The organism is Lysinibacillus sp. NPDC086135 (assembly GCF_044746345.1).
In the GTDB taxonomy this organism is placed as follows: Bacteria; Bacillota; Bacilli; order Bacillales_A; family Planococcaceae; genus Lysinibacillus.
The window spans coordinates 14,911-32,620 of record NZ_JBIVCA010000007.1 but is presented as its reverse complement, the minus strand read 5'-3'; the positions used below and the strand labels follow the sequence as shown (position 1 = coordinate 32,620).

Genomic DNA, 17,710 nt, shown 5'->3' with positions numbered 1-17,710 from the left:
CACAGAAAACATTTGTAGCTGCCGCTTCGCTTTCGCACAGAAAACATTTGTAGCTGCCGCTTCGCTTTCGCACAGAAAACATTTGTTGCTGTCGCTTTGCTTTCGCACAGAAAACATTTGTTCTGTCGCTTCGCTTTCGCACAGAAAACATTTGTTGCTGTCGCTTTGCTTTCGCTACAGAAAACATTTGTAGCTGTCGCTTTGCTTTCGCTACAGAAAACATTTGTTGCTGCCGCTTCGCTTTCGCACAGAGCAAAGCTTCCTGGGGGCGTCCGATGAGCCGCTTCGCTGCAGGGTCTCGGGCCAACACGATGTTGGTCACGAAGGCGTTATCACAGGATGTGATGCTTTTAGCATTCGTTCCTCTATCGCTGATCCCCGAGAAGTCGCCCAGTCTCCACTCCAATCAACTTATTTACATAGCATACGTTTTTACCAAAAACTATCCCCTACTTTTGGTGATGAGCTTTTTTATACATCAATTTCGCCTTGGCGTAATTGCGTCCGGATTTTGAAATGTGCGGGCACAAGTCATTCCTTTCAAAATCCGTGCCATCCGCCGGAGGCATTAGGCCAACATGATGTTGGTCACTCAGTCGTTGCCACAGGACGTGGCGTTCTTAGACTGAGTTCCTCTATTTCAGTAGGTGTTTGGACACCCAATGAAAAGGATCCACATCGGCATTCATCTCCTCACCTTCAAAGATCGGAGTCAACTGCTGGATGAAGATAAAAAAAGTCGGTAATTGCAATGTCGCACTATGCAATTACCGACAACCCCTTTACGGAACTTATTAGAACCCCTTTATGCCTGAAATAAACAATGTTATTTGCATTTCAATAAATTCGTCAATAGAGTGCTGACGATGAAGCGCCCATTTACGGAATGCCCAGCTTTGTCCAGAAACGACTAAGTTATTTGCTGCCAAGTGAATTTGTTGATCCGTCATCGTTATTTCACCTGATTGCACACAGCGTTGTAGTAATCGCTCAAAAGTACCAACCATTTCAAACTCTTTACTAAATACATAGCGTTGTGCTTCTTTTGATAATGATTTAGTTTCCTGATACATGATTGTCATCTCATCAACCATACGATCAATTTGCAAGAAATACTCTCGAATCATTTCCTTTAACTCTTCTATAGTTCCTGCCTTAATCTCATAACTTGAAAGTCGCTCCATCGCCTGGTGATAAATACTATCACATACAAGATAAAGGACATCTTCCTTAGTACGAATATATTCATATAATGTTCCGATACTAAAGCCTGCAGCTTTTGCGATTTCTCTCGTGGTAGCACGATGAAAACCTTTTTCTTTAAATAATTTAATGGCTCCCTCTATCATTTGTTCTCGACGAATGGCGATGAGATTTTCATCTTTTACCGTCGACTGTACTTGGGGTCTTTTATCTCTTTCTGTCATACGTTATTTTGTCAACATACGAGAGATAACAAGTCGTTGAATCTCTTGTGTACCTTCATAAATTTGTGTGATTTTTGCATCACGCATGAAGCGCTCAACAGGATAATCTTTCGTATATCCATACCCACCAAAGACTTGAACCGCCTCAGTCGTTACATTCATCGCAGTATCGCCAGCCATTAATTTTGCCATTGCAGATGCTTTACCATAAGGTAGACCATTTGATTCCAACCAAGCCGCTTGGTATGTAAGCAGTCGAGATGCTTCAATTTGAGTTGCCATATCCGCTAGTTTAAAGGAGACACCTTGGTTAGCAGTAATCGGTTTACCAAATTGCACGCGCTCTTTACCGTATTCAACCGCTGCATCCAATGCGCCTTGTGCAATCCCTACAGCTTGTGCCGCAATACCATTACGTCCTCCATCAAGTGTTGTCATCGCAATTTTAAAGCCTTCTCCCTCAGCTCCAAGCATGTTTTCTTTCGGAACGCGACAGTTATCAAAAATAATTTCAGTTGTAGGAGATGAACGAATTCCTAGTTTTTTCTCCTTCTTCCCTACCGAGAAACCTTCAAAGCCAGCTTCAACGATAAAAGCAGTTGTGCCATGTTTAGCTTCTGGATCTGTTACTGCAAATACAACATATGTATCTGCTACTCCACCATTGGTAATGAAAATCTTCGAGCCGTTTAAAATATAATCATCACCATCACGTTTTGCATATGTTCTCATGCCACCAGCATCAGAGCCTGATCCTGGCTCTGTTAAGCCATATGCACCGATATGTTTACCTTCTGCCATTGGACGAAGATATTTTTGTTTTTGTTCTTCCGTACCGAATTTAAAAATCGGCCAACCAGCAAGTGAAGTATGTGCTGATAAAGTTACCCCTGTTGAAGCACATACACGTGATAATTCTTCTACAGCAATGACATATGCAAGATAATCAAAGCCTGCACCACCGTATTCTTCTGGCCATGGAATACCTGTTAACCCTAGCTCCGCCATTTTATCGAAAATTGCACGGTCAAATTCTTCGTTCTCGTCACGTTCAGCTGCTGTTGGTGCTACTTCATTAATAGCAAAATCACGAATCATTTCGCGTAATTGCTCATGCTCTTCTGATAATTGAAAGTTCATTATCCATTTCCCCTTTTCGTTAGACTCTATTAGTGCTATATTGTTTATTTCAATTTTTGATAATGTTCCTGCTATATTGCTTCGAGAAACTGAGCAAATCTTTTGGTTACCTGATCCGTTCTTCGAGGTACCTGAGCGATTCATTGCATGACCTGACCGGTTTTCCGGGTTACCCGAGCGTTTTATTTTAGCAATCGACATCACCTTTGAAAAATCAACAATGCAACAAACATCAAATCTTATTTAAGTAAATGTTTACTAATGACTAGCTTTTGAATTTCACTTGTACCCTCATATATTTCTGTCACTTTTGCATCTCGGAAATAACGCTCTACTGGATAATCTTTTGTATAGCCATAGCCACCAAAAATCTGTATAGCGTCTAGCGCTGTTTGCACTGCTGTACGAGAGGCAAAAAGTTTTGCCATCGAGGCCTCCGCTCCACACGGTAACCCTTTTGTGCGTAAATCCGCTGCCCGATAGACTAATAATTTCACTGCTTCTACAGCAGTCGCCATATCAGCAAGCTTGAAGCCAACACCTTGTTGCGCCGCAATAGGCTTTCCAAATTGAACACGTTCTTTGGCATATGCAGTGGCTGCCTCTAGCGCTGCTTCAGCAATACCTAGAGCTTGTGCTGCGATTCCAATACGTCCAACATCTAAATTGGCCATTGCAATTTTAAAGCCTTCCCCTTCCTCCCCAAGAAGGTTTGCGGCTGGAATGCGACAGTTGTCGAATGTTAGTTGAACTGTACGTGAGCCGTGTAAGCCCATTTTATGTTCATCTTTACCTACGATTAAGCCCGAAGTTCCTTTTTCAACAATAAATGCTGAAATACCATGTGTTTTTTCAGTAGGTTTCGTTGAGGCAAAGACAATATAAACATCCGCTTCTCCACCGTTTGTAATAAACACCTTGGAACCGTTGATGACATATTCATCTCCATCTCGCACCGCTTTGGATTGTAAAGAGCCAGCATCTGAACCAGCGCTAGGCTCCGTTAAACAAAATGCCCCTAAATATTCACCTGCAGCAAGCTTTGGAACATAACGTTTCTTTTGTTCATCGTTGCCGAAATAAATAATGGGATTTGTTCCAACCGAAGTATGCACAGATAAAATAACCCCCATTACTGCGCTAACCTTCGATAGTTCATTGATAGCAATTATGTACGATGTAAAATCCATCGCTGAGCCGCCTAATTCCTCAGGCGCCGTAATCCCCATTAAACCTAATTCTCCCATTTGTGCAAGGAGCTTACGCGGAAACTCTCCTGCCTCCATTCGTTCTACCCACGGTTCGATTTTATCCTGAGCGAAATTACGAACCATATCACGCATCATTATTTGTTCATCTGTAAATTGTAAATGCATCTATAATGTCACCCCTGTACGTTGTCCCGTAGCATTACACTTCGTTTTGAATCGTCCCATCCCCATAGGATTATTCGTAAACGTAAAAGCCTCTTCCAGATTTTTTACCTAGCCATCCTGCTGCCACATATTTACGAAGCAATGGACAAGGTCTATATTTACTATCACCTAAGCCCTCATGTAAAATCTCCATGATGGATAGACATGTATCAAGACCAATGAAATCTGCTAATGTTAATGGCCCCATCGGATGATTCATTCCGAGCTTCATTACATCATCAATAGCTTCTTTCGATGCTACACCCTCATACAATGCGTAGATCGCTTCATTAATCATTGGTAATAAAATACGATTCGAAATAAAGCCTGGGAAGTCATTTACTTCCACTGGCGTTTTCGATAATTTTACTGTCATGTCTTCAACCGCTTTGTAGACTTCATCACTTGTAGCTAACCCTCTAATAATTTCTACTAGCTTCATAACAGGTACCGGATTCATAAAGTGCATACCAATTACTTGCTCTGGACGATTTGTTACAGCTGCAATTTCCGTAATTGGTAAAGATGATGTATTCGTAGCTAAAATGGCATGTGCCGGTGCAATCTGATCAATTTGCTTAAAGATGGATTGCTTTACTTCCATATTTTCCACTGCTGCCTCGATGATAATATCTACATCACTAGCATCCTGTAAATCTAGTGACATATTAATACGGCCTAGAATGGCTGCCTTCTCTTCCTCAGTTTTACGACCCTTTTCGACATCACGTGTCAGGTTTTTCGTAATGACTCCCAAACCACGTTCGAAAAATTCTTGCTTCATGTCGTTCAGTTTGACATCATAACCAGCTTGTGCACAAACTTGTGCAATGCCGGAGCCCATTTGCCCAGCACCAATAACCATTACTTTTTGAATTCCCATCATTCATGTCCCCCTGTTTTCGGTACTTCAATCATAATTGCATCGCCTTGCCCGCCACCTGAGCAGATAGCAGCAATTCCGATACCACCGCCACGGCGCTTTAATTCATGAGCAAGTGTTAAAATAATGCGTGCTCCAGATGCTCCGATTGGATGACCTAGTGCAACTGCACCACCGTTAACATTGACCTTTTCAGCATCTAAATCCGCCAACTGCTCGCTAACAAGAGCTACAGCTGCAAATGCTTCATTGATTTCGATCAAATCAATGTCAGCTAATGATTTCCCCGTCTTTTTCAGTAATTTGTTAATGACAAGCCCTGGTGTTTGTGGGAAGTTCTCTGGCTCAATAGCAATCTCTTCATGGCCGATAATAACCGCAAGTGGCTCTCTGTCTTCACGAGTTGCACGTTCCTCACTCATTACTACTAAGGCACATGCACCATCGTTAACGCCAGGTGCATTACCTGCTGTAATTGTTCCATCCTTGTCAAAGGCTGGTTTGAGTTTTGCAAGTACCTCCATTGATGTACCAGCCCTTGGTGCCTCGTCTGTATCGACTTGAAGCGGTTCTCCCTTACGTTGTGGAATTTCCACAGGCACGATTTCTTCAGCAAAGTAACCTTTTTCAATTGCTGCAAGTGCACGTTCATGACTGCGAACCGACCAAGCATCCTGCTCCTCACGGCTTAACGAATATTCTTTCGCCGTTGTATTACCGTAGCTTCCCATATGCGGCCTTGCCTTATTAAAAGCACATGTTAAGCCATCATATAGCATGCCATCCACCATTGTTGAGTCGCCCATGCGTAAGCCTGTTCGACCATTTTGTAGATAATACGGTGCATTGGACATGGACTCCATACCACCAGCGATCATTACTTCTTCGTCCCCTAATCGAATTAGCTGATCTGCTAGTGTTACAGCACGCATCCCTGACGCACAAACCTTGTTAATCGTTTCTGTTTTCACTGCTATTGGTAAATTTGCTTTGATCGCAGCCTGCCTTGAAGGAATTTGGCCCTGTCCCCCTTGTAAAACGGAGCCTAAAATTACTTCATTCACTTCATCAGGCGAGATATTCGCTTTCTCAAGTGCCCCCTTTATGGCGATTGCACCTAAGTCACTTGCACTTAATGCTGATAGTGAACCTCCAAACTTACCAAATGCAGTTCTTGCTCCTGCTAAAATTACAGCTCTATTCAAGTAAAACACCCCTTTTGTTTTACGTTTCCAGAAGAAGTATTAGAGCTTCTATGTTGACTGAACGCTCGCTCGACCTCTAACTATGAAAAATGGGAGTTTATAGTTCAACTCCCATCTCCATTTAATCTTATTCTACAAAACAATTATTTATTGTGCAATTTATATTTTTCAGATAACTAAAATATTTCTGCAATAACCATCATTTTTCTGCGTTCGTTTCTGCATTTTCGTTTTGTTCGACACTGTCCACAGAAGCTACTACTTCTTCAGCCATTACATCCGCTGCTTCTCCAACAGATTCCTCGACAGCTTTCACTTTTTCACCAAATACAGAACGCTCTAATAGTTCTGCAACATCGAATGTACCGATTGAATCCTCAACCTCTTTTGCCTTTGTTCCATCCTCAAGCATTGTTAAGCAGTAAGGACATCCAGAAGAGATAACAGATGCATCAGTTGCTAAAGCTTGTTCTGTTCGTGCTACGTTAATACGGTTGCCGACATGCTCTTCCATCCACATTAAACCGCCACCTGCGCCGCAGCACATTGCCGTTTCACGATTACGCTCCATTTCCACAAGCTTAACACCCGGTATGCCACGTAATATCTCGCGTGGTGCATCATATACATCGTTATAACGACCTAAATAACAAGAATCGTGGAAAACAATCGTTTCATGAACTTCGTAATTTAACGCAAGACGATTTTCTTCAATCAATTGATTCAATAGTTCAGTATGGTGATAGACCTCGCCCTTCCAGCCAAAGTCTTGGTATTCATTTTTAAAGATATTGTAAGCGTGCGGGTCAATCGTAACGATTTTCTTCACGTCGTTTTTCTCAAATTCATCAATATTTGCTGTTGCCAGCTCTTGGAATAAAAATTCATTTCCTAAACGACGAGGAGTGTCCCCTGAGTTTTTCTCTTTATTTCCTAAAATTGCAAACTTCACACCCGCCTCGTTTAATAAACGACAGAAAGCTAATGCAATTTTTTGCGAGCGGTTATCAAATGCCCCCATGGAACCTACCCAGAATAAATATTCCATTTCCTCGCCTGACTTTTTCAGCTCTTTCACTGTTGGAATATGAATTGTTGGATCGAGATTACGCCAATTTTCTTTTTCTTTTCGATTTAAGCCCCAAGGATTGCCTTGACGCTCGATATTTGTCATCGCGCGTTGTGCATCAGGGTTCACTTTTCCTTCAGTCATCGTTAAGTAACGACGTAAATCAATAATTTTATCGACATGCTCGTTCATAACAGGACATTGATCTTCACAGTTACGGCAAGTTGTACATGCCCAAATCTCAGATTCTGTAATAACATCGCCAATTAAAGAAGGGCTGTAGATATCTTCAATGACTGCCCCCTCAGCACCAGCTGCCATCGCTAGCTGATTCCCCTTTGTATTAGCAAAGAATTGATAAGGAACCCATGGCTTTTGCTTTGTTACAACAGCACCTGTAAATGTTAAATGATCACGAAGCTTCACGATTAAATCCATTGGAGATAGCATTTTCCCTGTTCCTGATGCTGGACACATATTTGTACAGCGTCCGCACTCTACACAAGAATATAAATCTAACATTTGTTTTTGTGTAAAATCTTGAATACGTCCAACACCAATTGCCGGAATATCCTCTTCATCTTCAGCATTTTCTAATGCCTCAAAGTCGATCGGTGTTAAAGTACCTGTACGATCTAAACGATTCATGTACACATTAATCGGGCTTACAATCAAGTGGAAGTGCTTCGATTGTGGTACATACACTAAGAATGTCAAAAGAATTAATAAGTGTGCCCACCACATTACATAGAAAACAACAGCCGCTGCTGCTGCTGGTAAGAAACTAAAAATAGCAGCAATGCCAGAGGCAACTGGCTCTGTATAAGTTAGTCCTTCACCATGCCAAATTATTCCCATACCATTTGCAAGTAATGTGGATACCATTAACCCACCAATGAAAATTAAGACAAGACCATTTTTCCAGCCTCGTTTTAGACGTACTAGCTTTTCTACATAGCGTCGGTAAAATGCCCACACAACCGCCACTAAAATCATTAATACCACAAGCTCTTGGAAAAATGTAAACACACTGTAGAAAACACCGAGCGGTAAATGTGATCCAGGTACTAACCCCTTCCAAATTAAATCAATGGCACCTAGCTGCACCATCAAAAATCCATAGAAGAACATGACATGAATTAAACCACTCTTTGGATCTTTTAATAGCTTGTTTTGGCCAAGTACATTGACCATAAGATAACTAATTCGTTCTTTAACACTTTCATCAAATTCAATCTTTTTCCCCAATTGTACAAACTTATAGCGTGTTTTTAACAGATAGAAGAACAATCCTACTGCATAAAGCACAACCACGACTGTTAGAACAATGTTTGCAATTACTAATGGACTCATGGTTGGTCCCCCCTTTAGTTTGTCGTAACTTTCTCTCTTTGTGATAAATTTGCTAGCTCATACGTAAATGTACGCCATTCCATGATTATATTCCTATTCTAATAAATGAGTGAGCATTCAGTCAACATAAAACGGAAATATTTCTGATAATTTTATATTCTTACATTTTACTAGAAAAAATGCCACCCTGAATTTTAAGAGCGTTTTAAAACACTAAAGAAATTCATTTTTAATATAAATTTGTCTTCTTTTGTAGTATTTAAATACCCCAAAAAGCCGATTTGCATCATGTTAAGATGGCAAATCGGCTTTTTCAGTTTGAGATGATATTTGTTAAAAGCTATCCCACGTATATAGGTTGCTTGAAGTGAAGACTAGGCGACTCCTTGAGGATTAGCGATAGATGAATGTGCCCACATCGTGCTGTCGCTTCGCTTTCGTACAATCAAAACGCCCAGTCGGAACCAAATCACCCCTACGTTTTGCTAACGAGCGTAATTGTCTATCAATAACAGGCTATTTTTTAAAAACATTGCCGCTTCGAATATATTCAACATCCGCGACATTTAATCTAAAATTAACAACCCTTGCAGCTGCAAATAAATAGTCAGATAGACGGTTTAAATATTTTTGTACAATTGTCGGTACATCTTCGATTTCCTTCATAAGCGTTACCATTTGACGCTCTGCTCGACGTGCTACTGTGCGAGCAATGTGTAAGGTTGCAGCTGCTGGTGCACCACCTGGTAAAATAAAACGCTGTAACGGCGGTGCTTCATCTGATAATGCATCAATACGCGTTTCCAACACTTCGATTGGCTGCTCTGTTAGCTTATAATGACGTTCCTTCATGACGTTAGCAAGATCGCCACCCGCATCAAAAAGCTCATGCTGAATTGTTTCTAAATCAATTAAAATATCCTTAAATAATTCACGATCTAGTTCACTGACAGCCTTACCAATAAAAGAATTTAATTCATCAATGGCCCCATATGTTTCAACGCGTAAGCTATCCTTATCAACGCGTCCACCGATAAGACTTGTTTTCCCTGTATCGCCTGTTTTCGTGTAAAGCTTCATTTCTCTCATCTCCTAAAGTTATTTTATAATTTCGCCTTGGCGTAATTGCCGCTGTCGCGCAGATAAACAATGCGTCCGGAGGCATTATCTTCATTCAGCAGGAGTATCTGCTGAATGAAGATAATTTTTTATTGCCTGTACAGTTGTTTCAAAAACACCTTTACCGATAATCTTACCTACATCAGTAATGGGACCTCCATACAGCATTTCTTCCCCTTTTTGTGTAGCTGCAATTAATAAACTATCCGTAGCAGTACCTGTCGCAATTGTACCACTAAGTTCATCGCGAATATTTTCCGATTGCAATGCCTTTGTTTTCGCCTCGGTAGCCGTCATCATTGCTTGGAAAAACGCTTCTTCTGATAAACAACCATTAACAATAACCCACGTATTTATAGTACCAATATGTGATTCATCTTGTCTTTCATGTGTACGAGACACATCAACTGCATTGCCAACTCCGGCCGTAACAGCAACAAGGACACTACCAAAGGAAGCTTTAAATTCATTTATAGCTACAAGATTTGTTGGAACAGCTGTTAACATGACGACGGTACTTGTAGATGAGAAATGATCTTTTAGTAAAAATCCAGCGACCTCTTTCTTAACATCACTAATGACATAATCTATTGGTTCAGAGCGATTTAACAGACAATCATACCAACCAATACCCGGATTATGGACAGCTGAGGACACTGTTTTTAACGGAAACTCTGATTGAAGCTTAATATAACGATCTGTAACAGTGAAATTTTCTTTTGTAATGACAGCACGCTGTTGATGTTCAACTGAGGCTGGCATCATGGTAATTTGAGGCTTTGGAATTTCTGGATGTGCGTAAGTTGCAACTCGGGCTTGATAGACGTCTTCGATTTGCGAAGCGATTAATACTTCATGCGGCGCCCCCAATGCTCGCATCCGACCTTCCTCCATTAGCAATAATTCATCACAATAGAGGGAGGCTAAATTCATATCATGCAGTACCATAATAACGGTCAAACCACTTTCAATTGCTTCCTTTCGCACCATATCTAAAATTTGACGTTGATGAGCAATATCTAGATGGTTCGTTGGCTCATCTAGCAGCAATATTTCAGCTGTTTGTGCAAGAGCTTGGGCTACAAAAACTCTTTGCTGCTCACCGCCCGACAAAAATTCCATCGGTGTCTGTTCATAGCGTTTCACACCAGTTTGCATCATGGCATGTTGGACTGCTTGTTCATCGCGATCAGTCCAGCTTGAAAAGAAGCCTGTTTGATGAGGATAACGCCCAAGTGATACTGCCTCCCGTACACTATTTGAAAAAGCATTAGCATGTAATTGTGGTAGCACCGCCATTTTTTTTGCTAATGCACGAGCATTGTAAGAGCTGCTACTTTTACCATCTACTAATACAGTGCCTGCAGTTGCTGGTAGAATACCACTTATTACTTTTAACAGTGTGGATTTCCCGCTACCATTCGGCCCTAAGATCCCTAGTATTTTGCCTTTTTCAACTGAAAAACTTATATCCTGGACGATAGGTACGTCTTCATAGCCACCGGAAAGATGTTCAACAACAATCATGCCCGTACCCCCTTGCTTCTACGTTGCTTGTAAAAAATATAGGAAAAAACGGGTGCCCCAATAAATGCAGTAATGACACCAATCGGTAGCTCTCTTGGCATAATAATTGTTCGCGCTATTAAATCACAAATAATCAGCAAAGTTGCCCCATTTAAAAATGATAATGGCAATAAGTGTCGGTGATCAGAACCCCAAACCATTCTCGTCATATGAGGAACGACTAAACCAACAAAGCCAATCGTTCCAGAAACAGCTACCGCAGCTCCTGTCAACATTGATCCACCCACTAAAATAATATATTTACTGCGCTTAACATGAACACCTAAATGCTTCGCGCGTTCTTCACCATATAGCAGAACATTTAACTCGCGTCTTTGTGTCCAAAGCATAATGGTGCCAATTATGACAAACGGGATAATCATCTGAACATAAGGCCAACCACGCATCGATACTGAGCCAAGCAGCCATCCGATAACTTGGCGAAGCTCTTCACCAGATAATGCAATCATTAAAGAAATCAAGGAACCTAAAAATGAACTAAATATAACCCCCGTTAAAATAAGAGTTTCCATTTTTAACGAGTGGTCTACTATTCTAGCAAAGCCCATAACAGCTACCATCGTTAATATGGCACCTATCATACTAAAGGTCGGCAATGTAAAATGACCTACTACAGGTATTGATATACTAAAAAAAATCGTCATAACTGCGCCAACTGATGCACCAGAGGAAACACCTAACGTATAAGGGTCAGCCAAAGGGTTTTTTAATAAGCCTTGAAAAGCTGCCCCTGCAATTGCAAGTGACGCCCCTACAAGCCCTGCAAGCAAAACTCGAGGTAATCGAATTTTCCATAAAATATTGGCGGCTGTTTCATCAGCCGCCTTATTCCACAATACTTCTAGCGGAATATGAACCGAGCCTATCGCCACACCACACCAGATGCTAATGATTAGAAGCGTAATTGCTGTTACATAGGCTACAATTTTTTTACTCATTTAAACGCCTCAGGGTAGACGGCCTTCGCTAATTCCTCAAGACCATCTGCTAAACGAGGACCTTGACGACTTGTTATATTTTCATCCACTTGTACTATGGCTTTATTTTTCACGGCAGAGATTGTCTCAAAGCCTGCACGTTGTGGAATTTTCGTTAAAATATCAGGTACGTAATTATATGCCACAACAATGACATCTGGATTTTTTGCGATAATTTGTTCAGCATCAATTTTATACCAGCTATTTGAATCTGCTGCTACATTTTCGGCATGAATCATTTCTAGCATTTCATTCATAAATGTACCTTTACCAGCTGTATAAATTTCTGGCTCATCAGACGACTCTACAAAGACTTTTTTCGCCTCAACACCGTCAAGTTTTGTTTCAACTTCTTTAACTTTTGCCTTCATATTTGCCACAATTTTTTTAGCCTCTTCTTGTTTTCCTGTTGCACGACCAAGCTGTTCAATTGTTGTGTAAGTTTCATTAAAGTTTTTTGTATCCGCTACAACAAATACTTTTACACCTGCCGCCTCAAGCTGTTCAATAGCTCCTTTTGAATAACCCATACCCGATGCATGCGCAAAAACGATATCTGGCGTTAAAGCAATAATTTTTTCAATATTATAATCCATACCGCCAACCTTTTCTTTTTTAGTAACCTCTGGTGGATAATCGTCATTATCTGTCACACCAACTATTTCATTATTTAAGCCTAGGCCAAATAAAATTTCTGTGTTACTCGGAATGAGTGAGACAATTTTTTCAGGAGGTGCCTCTAGCGTAATATTCTTGCCAGTAGCATCCGTTATCGTCATTGGGAATGTTGCTTGTTCTACTTTTGTTGTCTCTTGTTGCTCAGAAGATGACGGCTTTTCATTTGTCGCCTCTTTTGTATTACATGCAGCAAGTAAGCCAATAGCTAAAAATGCTGATAACCCTATTTTCCAAATTTTCTTCATGTGAATCCTCCTTAGTCTATTTGTGCGTATAGTTTTTATTGTTTTTTTGATTTATCGATACGTTTTAGTTTTTGATCGCCTAACATTTTGGATTTATCGCCCAACTTTTTGAGTTTATCACCTAACATTTTGGATTTATCGCCCATGTTTTCAAATTTATTGACATTCATCTTCCAAAACAAATACCCCTCATCATAAAATAATGAGGGGGTCAAATTTGCACAAAAATACATATACAAAATCCACCATCCTATCCTCGTAGGCTACAACGTGTTTTCTATAAAGGCAGGTCTCCTGGCTCGTGCTCCATACGCTTTTTCAAGCCTTCCCGAAATTTTCAGTGGCGCAGATTGAAAAAACTCACACATACAGTGGCGGGACCGCATCGGAATTACACCGATTTCCCTTTTCACTTTACTAAAGTAAAGAACCTTTATAATATTCAGTTGATTTTATTATACATGAAAATGAAAGAAGTCGCCTCCATTCGAGACGACTTCTAAACAATCAATTATACCTTGGCATAATTGCGTCCGGGATCGGCTTTGTGCTTAGGCCTGCGTGATGCAGGTCAGTTAGCCGTTATCGCATGGATGCGATGATTTTAGGCTAACATCCTATGTGAACTTCTTTCCGATTCCGTGACATTCGCCAGAGGCTTTGGGCCAACGTGATGTTGGTCACTCAGTAGTCGCCACAGGACGTGGCGTTCTTAGACTGAGTTCCTCTATTTCAGCAGGTGTTTGGACACCTGCCGAAATAAGTTAGACTATATCTGAAAAATACTGTACCGTTTTCATTGGTGCACCCATTTCTCGTAATGCCCATGTGTGCTCTAAATAAATATCTGCTAGCTTCTCATATTTGCCGCCGAATCTTTGTGCCCATTCGACAGCTACAACACTTTCATATAAATGTGCCATTTTCTCTGCAACCCTTTTTGCCTCAAACGTTTTCGTTGCATCATCTAAACGGCTAAATGTTTGCAAAGTTGCACCTAGTTTTGCTAATTGCTCCGCTACAATTTCGACTAATGGACTGTCAGGTAGTTTTTCTAGGCGCTCTTCCATGACACGAACAAACAAATCATGCACATGAAACTTATCAACTAAGCGAATGAGCTCTAAAGCTAAAATATTCGCAGTCCCTTCCCACACAGTAAGTACCTGTGCATCTCTTAATAACCTAGGTGTAACAAAATCTTCAATATAGCCGTTTCCGCCATGTAATTCAATGGCTTCACTAGCATAATGTACAGCTTGCTCTGCCGTTTCTTTTTTCATGATCGCAATATACAAGCGGTTTAAAATAATGTCTTCTTTATTCCCTCGCCCACTAGTTACTTTATCGTACAGCTGAATAAGATCAAAAACTGTGGCAACTTCTACATGAAGCTTGGCAGCGAATTTCCCTAGTGTATCCTGAATCATAGGATATTGCGTTAAAGACTTACCAAACGCATAACGATTTGTCACATAATGCTTCGCCTCTAAATATCCACGGCGCATAATACCGATAGAAGCAACCGCATTGCAAATTCTTGATAAATTAAGTGCCTCCAGCATATAATAAATTCCTTTATTCGGATCACCTACGACATAAGCTAGTGCACCATCAAATTCCACCTCACCTGAAGGCACTGCTTTAACGCCAAGTTTATCCTTTAAACGCCGAATGCGTAGGTTATTAACTGTGCCATCCTCATTTCGCCATGGAACTGCAAACAATGTTAAGCCCTTTGAGCCTGCCTGAGCCTCTTCCATGCGCGCCAATACCATGGTTACTCCACACATTCCTGCATTAGATGCAAAATATTTCTCTCCATATAAAAGATACTGATTGCCGTCCTGTCTTGCCTTCACAACATTCGCTCCAACATCAGAGCCACCTTGACGCTCCGTTAAAAACGTGGCCCCCTCATATAGCTCTGTCTCTCCTGTTGCACAAACATGTGGTAAAAAGCGCGCTTTCACCTCATCACTCGCATAATGATCAAGGAGATAAGCCGTTGCCATCGTTAAAGTAACAGGACAGTAAAAGCCTGGCTCAGCATGTGATAGTATATAGCCTTGAGCAAAGCTATAGACATAGTTACCCTTTCTACCTAATTGCGGAATATCCTTATGCACATAGCCAACAATGCCGGTATTGTACGTCTCTTCAATTGTTCTTTTATAGCCATCATTGACCCAAACCTCTGACACTTCTTCACCATAGGCATTATACCTTTGTAATCGAGGTTCACCCTCTCTATCCGTATGCTTGGCTCTCACATCAATATCTCCAGCACAAAGCTCACCAAAATCTGTTAGCTCACGTTTTGCATAGTCCACAAACTCTTTATCTAGCATCATTTCTAAAACTTTATGAAGTGTATCATTTTCGTTAAAAAAGTTTGTTGTTTTCATTTCTTCCTGCTGTAAAACTTTCATGCTATCTCACCTCTTGTCCCTTCAAGGATTGTTTTAGTATTTTGCCCGATGCATTTCGTGGTAACGCTTCCACACGTTCAAAGATGCGTGGAATTTTATATTTAGCAAGACGCTCCTCCAAATAAGCTTTAAGTTCGTCCTCGTCAGTTTCCGTTTTGGCGGCATAAACGGCCTTCACCGTTTCTCCCCACTCCGGATGTGGCACACCGATTACAGCCACTTCAAATATCCCCTCATAGCTCAACATACGATCTTCTATTTCTTTCGGATAAATATTCACACCGCCTGAAAAAATAACATCCTTTTTACGATCGATAATCCAAATATAGCCGTCCTCATCTATGCGAGCTAGGTCACCTGTTTTCAGCCACCCATCTATAAATGCACCCTTTGTTGCAACATCATCCTTATAATAGCCCAGCATGTTACCCTCACCGAATATCACGATTTCTCCTACGTCACCAACACTGACATCTTCTCCATTGTCGTTAATAATCCGTAGCTCCGCCCCAAGTGGTGCACGCCGACCAATGCTCCCCGCCTTCGTTGCATGCTCTTCACCAAACAATAATGAACCATTTGGACCAGCCTCTGTTAATCCATAGACACAGGTTACATTATCCGTTCGGAAAGCTTTTTGGATAAAGCGAATTTCATTTTGCGATAACGGCGCTCCACCATAAACCCACCATTTCATCGATGATATATCAGCTGTTTGCAATCTTGGCATTTGGGCAGTTAACAAATAAGCGACAGGTGCTCCGAAGAAATGCGTTGTCTGTTCCTCCTCGATTGAATCTATCAATAAATCAGCTGTAAATGTTGGCGTTAGTATATTTGTCGAGCCTACAAGTACTCCTGCCATTAAAAATAAATGTAATGGAGCTGAATGCGTCAATGGCATCATAAGAAGAATCCGACTTTCTGGCTTTACTTCCATTTCTATTGCAATCATTTGCGCTACAGTTAAAATATTGCGATAGCTAAACAACACGCCCTTTGGTTTTCCCGTTGTACCCGAAGTATATAAAATCGTTGAAACATCATCTTCATTCAATTGGCAATCAATTGTTTGACTGCTTGCATGTTGAATAAGTGTTTCATAGTTTAGCCAACCAGCCTGCTCTTGGCCTGTTTTGATTTTCAAAGGGACTACCTTGATGTTTTCGACTGCTGCAAAAATCGCCTCATGCACTAGAATAGCTTTAGCATCAGCATGCTGCGCTACATACTCAACCTCTTGCAGCGTAAATTTCGCATTTACTGGAACGACAATGGCTCCAATGCGCTGAATAGCAAAATAGCTAACAACAAACTCTACAACATTTGGCATAAAAACAATAACTTTGTCACCTTGCCAGACCCCCTGCTCTAACAAAGCATGACTAAGACGTGTCACTTGCTCATCTAAATCACAATAAGTCACACGTCTGCCCTGACAAACAACAGCTTCACTCATAGGGTACTTTCGCGCATTACGTGCTAACAAATTCGAACTATTCATCGTGCATCTCTCCCTTTAAAGTCGCTAATTTTTCTGTAAATATGCCTTGTAAATGCTGTAACTCCTTTTTCATCTGTACAAGCTCTGCAATTTTGCCATCGATTTCTTGTATTTTTTGCTCCCCATATTCGACCGTGCGTTCTAACTGCTGAATGCCCGTGCGATCATCATCAAACAGCAATACCATCTCCTTGATCTCCTCAAGTGAAAAACCGTACCGCTTCCCCCGGAAAATAAGCTTAAGCTTCGCTAATTCTTTTTTTGAAAAGGTTCGCTGATTAGTAGATGATCGATTAGGATTAAGCAGCCCTAGTTCCTCATAATAACGAATTGTCCGTGTTGAAACATTAAACTCCTTAGCCACTTCTTGAATCGTCTTCAACACCATCCCCCCTTTCCGTTTCCCATCAGTATATCATTGACGCTAACGTAAACCACAACAAGATTTCTGAATTTTACAGAAAATAATCGCTTTAAGTAGCTGAATTAATTTATTGGGTGCTGTTAGTCAGTTTAGCTGGTCTATCCGTCGCTCTGGTGGGGCTTTCCGTCGCTTCGACGATTCTTTCCGTTGCTTTGACTGTTTCTTCCGTCGCTTCGGCAGGGTGTTTGATTGCGCCGCTAAATGATGAGTTGCGCCGCTAACTAAGGAAGGAACGCCGCTAAATCCTGATAT

The 17,710-nt window shown here is 41.0% G+C and carries 15 protein-coding genes and 1 riboswitch; all 15 genes read right to left on the bottom strand.

Translation table 11 applies throughout. The annotated features are described in order from the left end of the window. A partial coding sequence (locus tag ACIPKN_RS10995; protein WP_400935962.1) for a hypothetical protein occupies positions 1–322 on the bottom strand: 322 nt, incomplete at its 3' end. Between the two features lie 472 nt (positions 323–794). Continuing rightward, positions 795–1,427: a TetR/AcrR family transcriptional regulator gene (locus ACIPKN_RS10990; RefSeq protein ID WP_400935960.1), complete on the bottom strand. Its 633-nt coding sequence runs from the start codon at positions 1,425–1,427 to the stop codon at positions 795–797. Between the two features lie 3 nt (positions 1,428–1,430). Further along, positions 1,431–2,567, bottom strand: coding sequence for an acyl-CoA dehydrogenase (locus tag ACIPKN_RS10985; RefSeq protein ID WP_248717812.1), 1,137 nt, complete (start codon positions 2,565–2,567; stop codon positions 1,431–1,433). A 239-nt stretch (positions 2,568–2,806) separates the two neighbouring features. Continuing rightward, positions 2,807–3,943, bottom strand: a complete 1,137-nt coding sequence (locus tag ACIPKN_RS10980) for an acyl-CoA dehydrogenase (protein ID WP_400935957.1) — start codon at positions 3,941–3,943, stop codon at positions 2,807–2,809. A gap of 70 nt (positions 3,944–4,013) precedes the next feature. After that, positions 4,014–4,865, bottom strand: coding sequence for a 3-hydroxybutyryl-CoA dehydrogenase (locus ACIPKN_RS10975; RefSeq protein WP_142509232.1), 852 nt, complete (start codon positions 4,863–4,865; stop codon positions 4,014–4,016). After that, entirely contained in the window at positions 4,865–6,070 is a 1,206-nt protein-coding gene (locus ACIPKN_RS10970) for an acetyl-CoA C-acetyltransferase (protein WP_400935955.1), read from the bottom strand. The genes ACIPKN_RS10975 and ACIPKN_RS10970 overlap by 1 nt, the downstream gene beginning before the upstream one ends. Before the next feature lie 199 nt (positions 6,071–6,269). Then, positions 6,270–8,492 (bottom strand): (Fe-S)-binding protein, encoded by a 2,223-nt coding sequence (locus ACIPKN_RS10965; protein WP_400935953.1) that lies wholly within the window; start codon positions 8,490–8,492, stop codon positions 6,270–6,272. A 516-nt stretch (positions 8,493–9,008) separates the two neighbouring features. Then, positions 9,009–9,572: a cob(I)yrinic acid a,c-diamide adenosyltransferase gene (locus tag ACIPKN_RS10960; protein WP_248717808.1), complete on the bottom strand. Its 564-nt coding sequence runs from the start codon at positions 9,570–9,572 to the stop codon at positions 9,009–9,011. Between the two features lie 90 nt (positions 9,573–9,662). Beyond that, complete coding sequence (locus ACIPKN_RS10955; protein ID WP_400935950.1) at positions 9,663–11,138, bottom strand: adenosylcobinamide amidohydrolase; 1,476 nt, start codon at positions 11,136–11,138, stop codon at positions 9,663–9,665. Next, complete coding sequence (locus ACIPKN_RS10950; protein ID WP_400935948.1) at positions 11,135–12,136, bottom strand: FecCD family ABC transporter permease; 1,002 nt, start codon at positions 12,134–12,136, stop codon at positions 11,135–11,137. The genes ACIPKN_RS10955 and ACIPKN_RS10950 overlap by 4 nt, the downstream gene beginning before the upstream one ends. Next, positions 12,133–13,098, bottom strand: coding sequence for an ABC transporter substrate-binding protein (locus ACIPKN_RS10945; protein WP_400935946.1), 966 nt, complete (start codon positions 13,096–13,098; stop codon positions 12,133–12,135). Before ACIPKN_RS10945 ends, ACIPKN_RS10950 begins: the two co-directional genes overlap by 4 nt. Positions 13,099–13,133: 35 nt before the next feature. Next, positions 13,134–13,337: a hypothetical protein gene (locus ACIPKN_RS10940; RefSeq protein WP_400935944.1), complete on the bottom strand. Its 204-nt coding sequence runs from the start codon at positions 13,335–13,337 to the stop codon at positions 13,134–13,136. 28 nt (positions 13,338–13,365) lie between these two features. After that, a riboswitch (cobalamin riboswitch) is annotated at positions 13,366–13,548 on the bottom strand. A 314-nt stretch (positions 13,549–13,862) separates the two neighbouring features. After that, positions 13,863–15,530: an acyl-CoA dehydrogenase family protein gene (locus tag ACIPKN_RS10935; protein ID WP_400935942.1), complete on the bottom strand. Its 1,668-nt coding sequence runs from the start codon at positions 15,528–15,530 to the stop codon at positions 13,863–13,865. 1 nt (position 15,531) lies between these two features. Then, positions 15,532–17,034: a class I adenylate-forming enzyme family protein gene (locus tag ACIPKN_RS10930; protein WP_400935940.1), complete on the bottom strand. Its 1,503-nt coding sequence runs from the start codon at positions 17,032–17,034 to the stop codon at positions 15,532–15,534. After that, positions 17,027–17,416, bottom strand: coding sequence for a MerR family transcriptional regulator (locus ACIPKN_RS10925; RefSeq protein WP_400935938.1), 390 nt, complete (start codon positions 17,414–17,416; stop codon positions 17,027–17,029). Before ACIPKN_RS10925 ends, ACIPKN_RS10930 begins: the two co-directional genes overlap by 8 nt. Between the last annotated feature and the right edge of the window lie 294 nt (positions 17,417–17,710).

Coding starts and splice junctions, on each gene's coding strand:
- ACIPKN_RS10990 (WP_400935960.1), bottom strand. CDS start 1,427: ATGACAGAAAGAGATAAAAGACCCCAAGTACAGTCGACGGTAAAAGAT.
- ACIPKN_RS10985 (WP_248717812.1), bottom strand. CDS start 2,567: ATGAACTTTCAATTATCAGAAGAGCATGAGCAATTACGCGAAATGATT.
- ACIPKN_RS10980 (WP_400935957.1), bottom strand. CDS start 3,943: ATGCATTTACAATTTACAGATGAACAAATAATGATGCGTGATATGGTT.
- ACIPKN_RS10975 (WP_142509232.1), bottom strand. CDS start 4,865: ATGGGAATTCAAAAAGTAATGGTTATTGGTGCTGGGCAAATGGGCTCC.
- ACIPKN_RS10965 (WP_400935953.1), bottom strand. CDS start 8,492: ATGAGTCCATTAGTAATTGCAAACATTGTTCTAACAGTCGTGGTTGTG.
- ACIPKN_RS10960 (WP_248717808.1), bottom strand. CDS start 9,572: ATGAAGCTTTACACGAAAACAGGCGATACAGGGAAAACAAGTCTTATC.
- ACIPKN_RS10955 (WP_400935950.1), bottom strand. CDS start 11,138: ATGATTGTTGTTGAACATCTTTCCGGTGGCTATGAAGACGTACCTATC.
- ACIPKN_RS10950 (WP_400935948.1), bottom strand. CDS start 12,136: ATGAGTAAAAAAATTGTAGCCTATGTAACAGCAATTACGCTTCTAATC.
- ACIPKN_RS10945 (WP_400935946.1), bottom strand. CDS start 13,098: ATGAAGAAAATTTGGAAAATAGGGTTATCAGCATTTTTAGCTATTGGC.
- ACIPKN_RS10935 (WP_400935942.1), bottom strand. CDS start 15,530: ATGAAAGTTTTACAGCAGGAAGAAATGAAAACAACAAACTTTTTTAAC.
- ACIPKN_RS10930 (WP_400935940.1), bottom strand. CDS start 17,034: ATGAATAGTTCGAATTTGTTAGCACGTAATGCGCGAAAGTACCCTATG.